10 protein-coding genes are annotated in these 10,375 nt (G+C 36.7%); 2 read left to right on the top strand and 8 right to left on the bottom strand.

All coding sequences use genetic code 11. The annotated features are described in order from the left end of the window. Nucleotides 1–94: 94 nt before the first annotated feature. Both Q4E64_RS08180 and Q4E64_RS08175 read left to right on the top strand, forming a co-directional pair. Nucleotides 95–295 carry a hypothetical protein gene (locus tag Q4E64_RS08180; protein ID WP_303167352.1) on the top strand — a complete coding sequence of 67 codons (201 nt, stop codon included), beginning with the start codon at nt 95–97 and terminating at the stop codon, nt 293–295. 640 nt (nt 296–935) lie between these two features. Beyond that, entirely contained in the window at nt 936–2,114 is a 1,179-nt protein-coding gene (locus Q4E64_RS08175) for a site-specific integrase (RefSeq protein ID WP_303167351.1), read from the top strand. Nucleotides 2,115–2,646: 532 nt separating this feature from the next. Here Q4E64_RS08175 and Q4E64_RS08170 read toward each other — a convergent pair. From Q4E64_RS08170 to Q4E64_RS08135, 8 genes are all read right to left on the bottom strand, one after another. Then, nucleotides 2,647–3,177, bottom strand: coding sequence for a hypothetical protein (locus Q4E64_RS08170; RefSeq protein WP_303167350.1), 531 nt, complete (start codon nt 3,175–3,177; stop codon nt 2,647–2,649). Further along, nucleotides 3,143–4,249 carry a hypothetical protein gene (locus Q4E64_RS08165; protein WP_303167349.1) on the bottom strand — a complete coding sequence of 369 codons (1,107 nt, stop codon included), beginning with the start codon at nt 4,247–4,249 and terminating at the stop codon, nt 3,143–3,145. The genes Q4E64_RS08170 and Q4E64_RS08165 overlap by 35 nt, the downstream gene beginning before the upstream one ends. Nucleotides 4,250–4,385: 136 nt before the next feature. After that, on the bottom strand, nt 4,386–4,802 hold the full coding sequence (locus Q4E64_RS08160) for a hypothetical protein (RefSeq protein WP_303167347.1): 417 nt from the start codon (nt 4,800–4,802) through the stop codon (nt 4,386–4,388). 19 nt (nt 4,803–4,821) lie between these two features. Continuing rightward, the gene (locus Q4E64_RS08155; protein WP_303167346.1) at nt 4,822–5,940 is read right to left on the bottom strand and encodes an RtcB family protein; all 1,119 of its coding nucleotides are present in this window, start codon (nt 5,938–5,940) and stop codon (nt 4,822–4,824) included. 68 nt (nt 5,941–6,008) lie between these two features. Continuing rightward, entirely contained in the window at nt 6,009–7,010 is a 1,002-nt protein-coding gene (locus Q4E64_RS08150; protein ID WP_303167344.1) for a ferredoxin, read from the bottom strand. A gap of 36 nt (nt 7,011–7,046) precedes the next feature. Next, a complete protein-coding gene (locus tag Q4E64_RS08145; protein WP_303167343.1) occupies nt 7,047–7,850 on the bottom strand; it encodes a hypothetical protein in 804 nt (267 codons plus the stop codon). 15 nt (nt 7,851–7,865) lie between these two features. Further along, nucleotides 7,866–9,233, bottom strand: coding sequence for a hypothetical protein (locus Q4E64_RS08140; RefSeq protein WP_303167342.1), 1,368 nt, complete (start codon nt 9,231–9,233; stop codon nt 7,866–7,868). 26 nt (nt 9,234–9,259) lie between these two features. After that, nucleotides 9,260–10,372, bottom strand: coding sequence for a mechanosensitive ion channel family protein (locus tag Q4E64_RS08135; RefSeq protein ID WP_303167341.1), 1,113 nt, complete (start codon nt 10,370–10,372; stop codon nt 9,260–9,262). Between the last annotated feature and the right edge of the window lie 3 nt (nt 10,373–10,375).

Genomic DNA, 10,375 nt, shown 5'->3' with positions numbered 1-10,375 from the left:
TGTCCAGATTAAAGTTTTTTATGTTAGGAGTGTCCATTTTCTTGGGTACAGTTTATCTGCTATAATGAAGAAAACAAGAAAGGAGACAAGACAAATGAATAAAGAAGAATTTAAAAAAGAATGGCAACATTTTTTGGTTGATATTGGAAAGGTTGAAAAAGAAGTTGCTGAAGATGTTGGGCAGTTTCAACAGAATTTAAATAAGAAAATTAACAGCGGCTCTATTAAGTACATCGAGTTATCCGACATAGTAGAAAAATACGGTTACTCTATTAAAATCCATAAGCAAGAATAATTTTTTTCTAAAATCATTATAGGGAACAAGCATTATACAATCGTTAGAAGAAAGAAGAAGAAAGCCAACAAAAAAGCCGCCTGCATGACTTCATAATGAAGAATATGAAAAATCATACAGACGGCTTAAACATATTATAACGATGTGCAAAATGATGTACAAAATGAGACGCGGCAGAGTTCTTGCGTTGTTTTTAGATGATAGACAAAAAGAGACGCGAAAGAGCTTGCGGCGTGTCAGGTAAACAGATAAGAACAAATATAGATGTAATAATATATGAGCAGATATTCATATAAGTAAAAAAAGAATCCCCCTCCTTTAGCGCTTCACTATACTAAAGTAAAAAATGATAGCTCATCTAGCCATCATAATGAAAACAATCTGTGACATTTAAAATTAGTACCAAACATACCTTTATAATGAAGAATAGGGACTAACATAGTGACAAGCAAACGCCTGACCGCTTGCGGCGCAAGGCTTGCAAGGCTTATACTGTAAATATATGGAATACTTCATATAGAGGTATTCCCACTCCTCCGTGCGTTTCAAAGTGACACCCATATGGGGGGAAACGCGCACTCGCGTTAATTGAATACCCCTTCACAAAATTTTCTACAAATTTTTGAGTTAGGAGGTCATTATGACAACACGTAGAAGAACAAAAGGTGAAGGCTCTATAACAAAAACAACAAGCGGAAAATATCGTGTTCGTTTGGATTGTGGTTACACTGACGGGAAACGTAAACAAATGACTGCTACTTGTGCGACCTTATCAGAAGCACGAATTAAATTAAGGTACTTTGAAGAAATAAACTCAACAACCAATGTAGCGGCAAGCATGAACATGACCGTGCAGCAACTATTCCAAGCTTACATTGATTACAAACGGAAGCGAGATGATGTCAAAGAAACAACGATATACAATTATGAATGTCGTTTAAAATTTCTACCAGATTATATCAAAGAATGTACACTTAACAAAATAAATACTACACTAATAGATAAGTACATTGATGATTTAAAGGTGAAAGGCTTGAAAGAAACTACTATAAAAACCAATATTACTATCTTAGGGTGTATTTTTAATTATGCAGTTCAAATACTTAGAATAATCCCTAGCAGTCCTATCCGTGGCTGTAAAAAGGTTATGAAAGTGAAGATTAAGCCTAATATAGAAATACTTTCCGAAGATGAACATAAAAATATTCGAGCCTATTTAGAAAAATGTTATAAAGAACGGGTAAATTCAAAATTTATAAAGCCTGATTCTAAAACTTTTCTTTACATAGCCTATATGTTAGCATATGAATTAGGATTAAGAGAAGGAGAAATTTTAGGTCTTAGATATTCACGAATCAATCTAAACGACAAGACTATTGTCATAGACAATCAGCTTGTGCGAATAGGGAGTAAAGGCTCTTTTAACTCAACACCTAAAAGTGCTGCATCTATACGTCTATTAGTAATATCAGATGGTCTCACTAATATCCTTAGAGAATACAAAGAACGCTTTCAATATAACGAAAGTGACGACTATCTATTTTCTAAAGATATAAATGGACAAAATATGTTGACAAATAGTACACTACTGGCTATTTTTAAAAAGACTTTAAAAATGGTGGGAATTACAAGACATTTTACTTTTCATATGATTCGTCATACAAATGCTACAAGGTTGATAGAAAAGACTAATAATGACTACAAAACGGTTAGTGAAAGATTAGGTCATTCGTCGGTTGCAATTACTTTCAATGTATACGCACATATTATAAAAAAGCAACATCAGTTAGCTGCTACTCTAATGGACTGCACAAAATAACGTGTCACTATCGTGTCACAATAGCAGAAAGTAATATGGTAAACAAAGACAAGCTACTTCTATATATAGTGTTCTTATGTATTTTAAATTCTATATATAGTAAACAAATAGAGTAATCCCATTATACATAATTTTTACAAGTATGGCTTGAATGTAGCATAAAAAGGATGTAGCCAAAATTTGAAGCACAAAAAATAAGAGCCTTCGGATTTCTCCGAAGGCTCTAAAACCGCTTGGTTTGGCGGAGTGGGTGGGATTCGAACCCACGCACGGGGTAAACCGTCTAACGATTTAGCAAACGGTGTCAGAGCTTTTTATGCTATATTTTTATTACATTTTGTCTATTTTGTATACGTTTTAAAGTACATTTAGCGCTTTTTTTACATGCTTTCTTCTTATTTTTTTGCTTATTGTCCACCTTGTTGTCCACCCAAGTCCTTAATACAGCTATTCAAACAAGCTCAGTGAATAAGCTAACCCGCTCCTCACCAAAGTTCAAGCAAGTATTCTTCGAGCCACCAAAGTAATTTTTCTACATTTTTATCCGATTGCTATTGCTTTCCACAAAAGCAAACGCTTCCGGCACTTTGGTTGTCCAAAGCCGCTCAATTCTCAATCCATGCCTTTCCAGCATTGCTCTACAATCTTTTACTTTCAATTTACAGAAATCTGTTTTAAAATTACGAACACCATTACTTCGCGTTAAATCAACAATGTTTTGTACATCCGTACAGCGTACTAATTCAGCTTCTAAATTAAGAACCTGCGGCAGATACACAATATGCAATCTGCCACAATATTTACTCAAAAGCTCAAGGTTCTTTTTTAAACTAATAGTTTGCTCTACATCCGTGTCAAACACAAGAACTATCGTTGTCCCACCTTGAATAGATAGCATCTGAGATTTAGGAATTAAATTCTGGATAACATTATACACCTTAATTTTACCCGGAATTAATTTTGCCGGATTCTCTTTCAATGCAGCTACTAGTTGCTGCTCGCAAGGCCCTTCTACATAATAGATACACTTATTGCTCATTGCTCCACCCCATTTCCAGCTCATCCAAGAGCGAATCCTGCGGTAGCGAAGCAAATACATCATTTTCTACAGCATTTCTGATGGAATCAGTATTACGCTTCAATACTTCCGAAGCTGAAACAGCCGATACCTTATAAATACCATCTTCCTGCTGCTTTCTCAAAAATATATAGCTATGCTTAGGAAGATTCAAATCCAACATATCCGTATTATGCGTTGTAAAAATCAGCTGCTCATTTATACCAAGCCTATCCAGCATAATACCAAAAATTCTTTTCTCAATGTCACTTTGAATATAAGAAAAATGCTCGTCGCAATAATAGAAAGTACTCTCCCTTGCAATGATAGCTGCAAGGAATATCGCTACATCAATTCCTTCTGCCGTTCCGCTGGAAAGGACTTCACGATTCAAAAGTTTTCCCTCTTGAATAATGATCTCAGTTCCTCCACGACGAATAATGAAAGTATCTTTTAAATCTTTCGACAAGCTTACATCTTGTAGCGTTGGGTCAAGCGTTCCAATTACGGCATGAAGTGTTTTGAGCAAGATAGCCCTATTAGCTCCCGTAAGCTTCAAAGTTTTCTCAATTTCTGGATATGCAAATCTATAACGAATATCCCCCACCAGTTTTTTCAGTGAAGCAGGCGTTTTCATTGCTTCTGCTGTACGATCTTTCAGTTTGGTAGCGCACTTTTCATAAGAGTCAAGCGCAGCTATTTCTGCATCCTTATACTGAATTTTCACCTCATTTGTACTTGAAATAATTTCGGCGGACAGCCGCTGCAAACGATAATCTCCATTTACAAAATCAATAGAAAAAAAACCTTTTTCACCAGTTACCATCTTACAAAGCGGAAGCGGATTGCTATTTGTCATATAGGCAAAAATCCTAAGCAATGCCTTACCGAGACTAGTTTTACCGGTCGCATTCGCGCCCATCAAAATAACCGACTTTTTGTAACGGAACCGTTCTCTTCCTTTCAAAAATTCATCTTCTATGATTGAATTGACAATTTTTTTCGGATAAGTAAAATTGATGTTAAAATCATTAAATCCATAGATACCATTCAAAGTAAGATTTAAGACGATCATCATTCCACCGCCCTTCATTTGTTCGTATTTTGTGAAATAATAATAGCATATTCCCAAACAAATTTCAAGGCTAACCTGCACGGCGACCGTGTCAGTTTACTGTGAGAAGCAAGAAAGCAGATTCCGTTAATAAAACACTTTAATCATTCCATTCAAGATCAAAGGAGGCCTCTTCTGTTGTAATGTGGAATTCGTTTGCGTCAGCAATCAAATATATTTTATTAATAGGATCGTATAATAAGAATAAGCCCTTCTCCAGACCGATACCTACAAGTTTTGTAAGTACTAACTCAGCTCGAGTTTCTTCTCCCATATCTCTACTATAGAATACATCCATTCCTACTTTGATAGAATTATTTTTACTGAACGAATTATCAGTAGTATAAACGCAAGAATACGGAATTCTTTTATATACTATATTTTCTTCATTTTGAATTTCTATAATAAATTCTGTAGGATTATTAGACTCTGACCAAATATCATATATTTTGCCGACAAAGAAATCGCATTCTTCTTGATCCCATATATAGCATTTAGTGTTCTTTTTAATCATCATAATAAATCTCCTCCGATTTTCAATCCTCGCCGCCCGCCTTAAAATTATAGACAGGTTGTAAAATGCATTCTATCTCCACCGTGTCGCTTAGCAATCCCTTAATCTCTTCCAACCTGCGATAAGCAAAGGGCGCTTCGTCCAGCGTAGCCTTATTGATGCACGAGCTGTACACCCCCTGCATCTCCTTCTTAAAGCTGGCTACTGTATAACGGCTGCTTACTTCCGTGCGCTTCAATAGCCGCCCCGAACCGTGCGGCGCAGAACAATTCCATTCTCCATTGCCCTTACCCACGCCCAAAATAACGCCATCCTTCATATTGATAGGAATAATAACACGCTCCCCTGCCTGTGCCGAAATTGCGCCCTTGCGCAACACCTTCCTATCAGGCGTCGTTTCAATGTAATTATGCACGCAGGAAAACGTTTCCTCGACTTTGAGCTTCATACCCTTCACGATCTCGTCCAGCATAGCGGCGCGATTCTGCGCCGCGTATTCCTGCGCAATCCTCTGGTCGTGCAGATAATCCTCCATCAAAGCGCCCGTCAGATACGTCAACTCATAAGGCGCTTCTATATGCCTCTCTTTCAGCTCCGCCTGCCCCGCCTTCAGATAATATTCGGCCACAGCCTTGCCCAAGCTTCTGCTACCGCTGTGAATGACGATATACAAACGCTGATCCTCGTCCTTGTCAACCTCGATAAAATGGTTACCGCCGCCCAGCGTCCCCATGCTAAGCATAGCCTTTTGTAAATTAATATGCTTTAGGCAGCGCAGTTCTGTAAAAGGAAACTCCTCGCTGTAGCGATGAGCCTTCTTCCTGATTTGAAACCCGGCAGGAATTTTATCGCGGATAACCGCATCCAGCTTCTGCCATTCCATTCGTTTGTCCTTTAATTTTGCCAGCGTCATGCCGCAACCTATGTCGATGCCTACGATGCCCGGCATAACGGCGTCCGTCAAGGTCATCGTCAACCCGATAGGCCCAATCTTGCCCGGATGCACGTCGGGCATAACGCGCACCACGCTGCCTGCGGCAGCTGCGTTATCGCAAATCATTTTGACCTGCGCCAAAGCGTACTCTTCCACATTATCAGTAAAGATTTTTGCGGAAGCATACGCGCCTTTAATTTCTCGCATAAGTTTCTCCTTTTATAAGTTTATTAATAATCAACCTCCAAATATGATATATCATTTTAACTAGATGTTTACCGTATAGCCTTGCTTAATTCCGCTACTTTTTGTTTAATCAGTACAGCGACCCTCTCTTTATAATTTTGTATCGCATTGCTTAAACAATCATATGGATGCTCTTCCACATCTACATAATTAATGCTATCCTTCAAATCTTTAATATATTCTTCACAGGCTTTATATACGTTGCAGTAACAATATCTATCCTCATATTTGGAATTTCCCCAAAAACTTTCGCCCGCATACACTTCCATATCGTCAATATCTGCATACATATCTATATAGCTGTGCCTTGTATGATATTTTGATTCATTGAAATCCTGCATAACGCCAGAGCAAGTACTTTTTTCATCAAAATGCTTGAGAATATAAAGATCATTTTCCTCAGCATTTGCTACTCCTCTGGGATATTCTGCAAATGTAGCAAAATCCTCAGGAAGCTTTTTCTTTCCTCCTGTTGCCGCTTCAAATTCATTGACGATTTCAAGTAAAATTTTTTCATATTGGGAATTAAGCTTATGCCAAAAACTATTTTCATCAAAAGTGTAATAATATCTCAATTTATCTTCACGATATTGTACAAAAACATCTAAAATAAATCTTCTGTACTGCGAATAACAAATACGATCAAATTCGTTTTCTGCCGCTCTGAAAGCCTTACTCTCACTGGAATATACATATTGATTTTCCCCTCTAGGATAAGGGCAAGATAAGCTATAATTATGCGCATCCATCTTGATATCCTGTAATTTTATCTCAGGTATTGTAACAGCCTTTAATTTTTTTTCTAATAAATTCGGCAATGTCTTTAAATCTACTGCCGCTGTAGTTACAATACTTAAAGCCTTCGCAGGACAAGCCGCTACAATGCTCTTAGCTTTTGGCAAAAAAGCTTCAGATATGCTTCCCTTGGCTGCGGGAACAGCTTTACCAGCAGAATCTTCTACCAATAAAGTTGTTTCTAAAAAGCAACTACCGCAACCGATACATTTACTATCAACTTGAAATTTTTGCATAATAGAATCCTCCTCAAATTTTATTCCAAATATTACTTATAACTTGCATAAGCTTTCCAGATAGCCGTTACCAATCTGCAATGCCACAATAGTCTCTTGAGCGGCACTTCCATCAGAATTAAGAATCGGAGCATCAATAATTTTCTTCATTGCACAAGCAATGTTAATACAGCTACACAAAGCTTTTCGATCTTCTTCATTATACAAACTCTTATTGCATCCTTTTTCAGCAATCAGCTTGGAAGAATACTTGACCCCTTGGATAAAAATTTTATTCAATTTAGGCAACAAATCAGATACCTGATTACAGCAATCCGTAACGCTATCTAAAATTAATCCTAAATTCTCAGCTTGACTATAAGCTACTTCTGCGCTACGCATCTGCGCATTAGCCATTTTTAAATCTCTTTCAGAGGATTTGACCATATACCCACAAATTCCACCACAAAAAACACTTTTCAAAATTTCCTTATCGCTCATTGGAGAAACAGCCGTCTGTGCCGCGGTTTTAATAGCATGTATCTCCTGAGGACAAAAGCTGAAATTATTAATTTTCGATAAAGACTTTACTTCTTGAAAATCTATTTTTATTATGGTAGTGTAAAGCTCTACAAAGTTTTTCATCGATGTTATTATAATAGCGCGTTTACGATTAGCCACCTTTACCATAGCATTATCCGCTTGTTGCTTTTTGCTTTCTAATAAACGCTTGGCTTCCTGTTCTCTAGCAAAGGCTTGTGCATAACGCTTTCTAGCTTTTTCATCTAAATTTATGGATTTATTGGTGCTTGAGAAAATATGATATACCGCGCCCAAAGCAATCCCTGCTTGTAAAATCATTTTCTTTGATCCTCCTTATAATGACAACACAGATTGATCGTCAAAGAAGATTTCATCAAATTCTTGCAATGACTGAAAATAACATTCTTCATTAAAAACAGCTAAGATTCGATTTAGTCCGTAGATAACTTCTTTTTCTTGTGAACTCATAATTCCTGCATGAAGTTGTTCCATTCCGTCAGAAAACGATTTTTCTAACCTTGCTTTTTCTCTTCGATTATAATTCACAACACGCTCTTTCTGTTCCTGCAAACAACGTAATGCTTCATTAGTAATGTGGTTAAATTGAGCGACTCTCTTCCTATCAGCTTTGCGCTCCATTTGATAGCGCGCAACAGCTTTGCCAATTTCACCTACTATTATCGAAGCTACTATAGCGCCTACGGGCCCAGCTACAGCCCACGCCATAGCTGAAGCCCAACAACCTGCCGTACCTACAATTATTTCAGCAGTACATTCTTCGCCGCTAATATCACCGTCAAGGTACCTATATACAATACCGCCAATCTCAGCGGCAACAGCTATCTGCATTACGGGAAGGTTTTTACTCAGAGTCTTTGCCAAATTCTTGGCGCCATACTTTTGAGCAGCAATCACCATACTATCCTGTACTATGGACAAGCCAGCGCCAGTACCAAACCCTTTAACCGTATCCTTACCAACATTGATAGCCGCAGTTTTTATATCTTGTTTTCCTCTAGCCACTTCCATTAAATTAGTAAGCCCACTTACAGTAGCTGTTACAAAAGCAGCGTCCTGTCCTTTAGCTATAGCTTTACCAGCCATCGGAGACATAGCTTTTACAGTATTATCAAAAGATTTTACATTAGATACAAGTTGCTCTGTTTTTTGCTTTCCTTTATCCAACATATTCTGTAATTTATACTGAGCAGCTTTCGCTCTAACATTTATTTCCGCACTGACCTGCTTACTTATCATATTAGCGCTAGTAGTTAAATCAGGGCTATCTACCCTTGCTTCTTTAACATCAAACCTCTTTTTGTCTGATAAATTATTAAGAGTACATTTAGCATCTTCCGTGTATTTATCCCAAAGATAATCTATATTACTTTTACCGCCTTTAGCTTTATTCAAAGCGGCGTTTGTATTAGCAAGATTAGCATCAGCATTAGCTATCTCTCGTAATTGTTCTATTGACAGTTCTTCTCCATAACGTCTGCGTAACTCATCAATAGGAATAATATGATCGATATTGGACTGTTTTTGATTAACATGAAACTTGCTATCATAAAAAATTCGTTCCCTAGTATATTCGTCCCACGTTGAACGCTTGCCAGCAAAAGCTCTGTTTTTATAACTATCTTTAGCATTATTCCGCCTATAAATATCGTCTATTTGATTACGTTTAATTTTTTCTTCCATAAATAATCACCACTTCTCGCAAATTCCTACTTCAAAACATCGTCGCAAAAGTCCAATATATTTATAGGCTCTGCACTTCTTGCCTGCTCTCCCTGAAATGCTAGCTGCACTTTATTATCTTGTAAAATTTTAACTATCTCTAAATTTATGACATTAGAAATGTTGAGATATTTTATCTGATCAAAGCCAGCCATAAAGCATATAATTTCAATTTTATAGCAGACGTAATGAAACTCAGTAAAATTTACGCGAACATCTTCAGGCTCATGAGTTAACGTAGGATTGTTATTTAAAAAATTTTTAATGTCAAATATAAGTTTGCGCAGCTGATCTTCTGTAGTATCCATAGAAATAGCCAAGTTGAATTTTATTCTTCGCTTACCACATCTACTGACATTAACAATAGGGGCATTTACTAAAAGGGAACTGGGGATATAGACTTCCTCATTAGCAAAAGTTCTTATCTTAGTACTTCTAAAAGATATTTCTTCAACAATCCCCTCAATATCATTAGTTTTTATCCACTCATCTTCCTTAAATGGCTTATCCAGCAAAATAATTACGCTGCTTATAACATTACTAAAAGCATCTTTAGAAGCATACAAAATTGCCGCTGTGCCAATACTTAGAGAAGCGATGAAAGCACTTAGATCATATCCTAATTCATTAGTAAAAATTCCAAAGGCCACTATACAGATAACTATTCTAAACCCAATAGAAATCATATTAGCATAAGCAGTATCATTTTGTTCAACTATATCATCTATAAATCTATATACAATACCCTGATCTCCTGTTTCTTGATTTTTTGGTAAAAATAAGCGGTAAAATCCCCAAAATAAAGAAAAAAGTAAAGTTAAACGTAATGCCTTTACAAGCCATTCAAACAGCCCAACTAAATGTATTGGAGCATTAATAGCCGCAACATAAAAAATGCTCACATACAAGGCTAAACATACTGGCGGTTCTAAAGCAAATATCACAAAATCATCATACTTATTCTCCGTGAGCATTACATATTTTTTTATGATTTTTAAGAGCTTCTTTTCAAAATACCATCTAAAGCAGAATAGTAATATTGCAAAAAAAATAGACCAATACCACGATTCCAATCTACTGACAAAATGCAATATCTCCATTAA

Source organism: Phascolarctobacterium sp. (assembly GCF_030531065.1).
Classification (GTDB): Bacteria; Bacillota; Negativicutes; order Acidaminococcales; family Acidaminococcaceae; genus Phascolarctobacterium_A.
The sequence above is the reverse complement of the archived record's forward strand: the minus strand, read 5'-3'. Positions and strand labels throughout refer to the sequence as shown.

What these genes read in the sequence shown, in the direction of transcription:
- Q4E64_RS08150 (WP_303167344.1), bottom strand. Translation starts at nt 7,010, where the DNA reads ATGCAAAAATTTCAAGTTGATAGTAAATGTATCGGTTGCGGTAGTTGC.
- Q4E64_RS08155 (WP_303167346.1), bottom strand. Translation starts at nt 5,940, where the DNA reads ATGCGAGAAATTAAAGGCGCGTATGCTTCCGCAAAAATCTTTACTGAT.
- Q4E64_RS08175 (WP_303167351.1), top strand. Translation starts at nt 936, where the DNA reads ATGACAACACGTAGAAGAACAAAAGGTGAAGGCTCTATAACAAAAACA.
- Q4E64_RS08165 (WP_303167349.1), bottom strand. Translation starts at nt 4,249, where the DNA reads ATGATGATCGTCTTAAATCTTACTTTGAATGGTATCTATGGATTTAAT.
- Q4E64_RS08160 (WP_303167347.1), bottom strand. Translation starts at nt 4,802, where the DNA reads ATGATGATTAAAAAGAACACTAAATGCTATATATGGGATCAAGAAGAA.
- Q4E64_RS08170 (WP_303167350.1), bottom strand. Translation starts at nt 3,177, where the DNA reads ATGAGCTGGAAATGGGGTGGAGCAATGAGCAATAAGTGTATCTATTAT.
- Q4E64_RS08135 (WP_303167341.1), bottom strand. Translation starts at nt 10,372, where the DNA reads ATGGAGATATTGCATTTTGTCAGTAGATTGGAATCGTGGTATTGGTCT.
- Q4E64_RS08180 (WP_303167352.1), top strand. Translation starts at nt 95, where the DNA reads ATGAATAAAGAAGAATTTAAAAAAGAATGGCAACATTTTTTGGTTGAT.
- Q4E64_RS08140 (WP_303167342.1), bottom strand. Translation starts at nt 9,233, where the DNA reads ATGGAAGAAAAAATTAAACGTAATCAAATAGACGATATTTATAGGCGG.
- Q4E64_RS08145 (WP_303167343.1), bottom strand. Translation starts at nt 7,850, where the DNA reads ATGATTTTACAAGCAGGGATTGCTTTGGGCGCGGTATATCATATTTTC.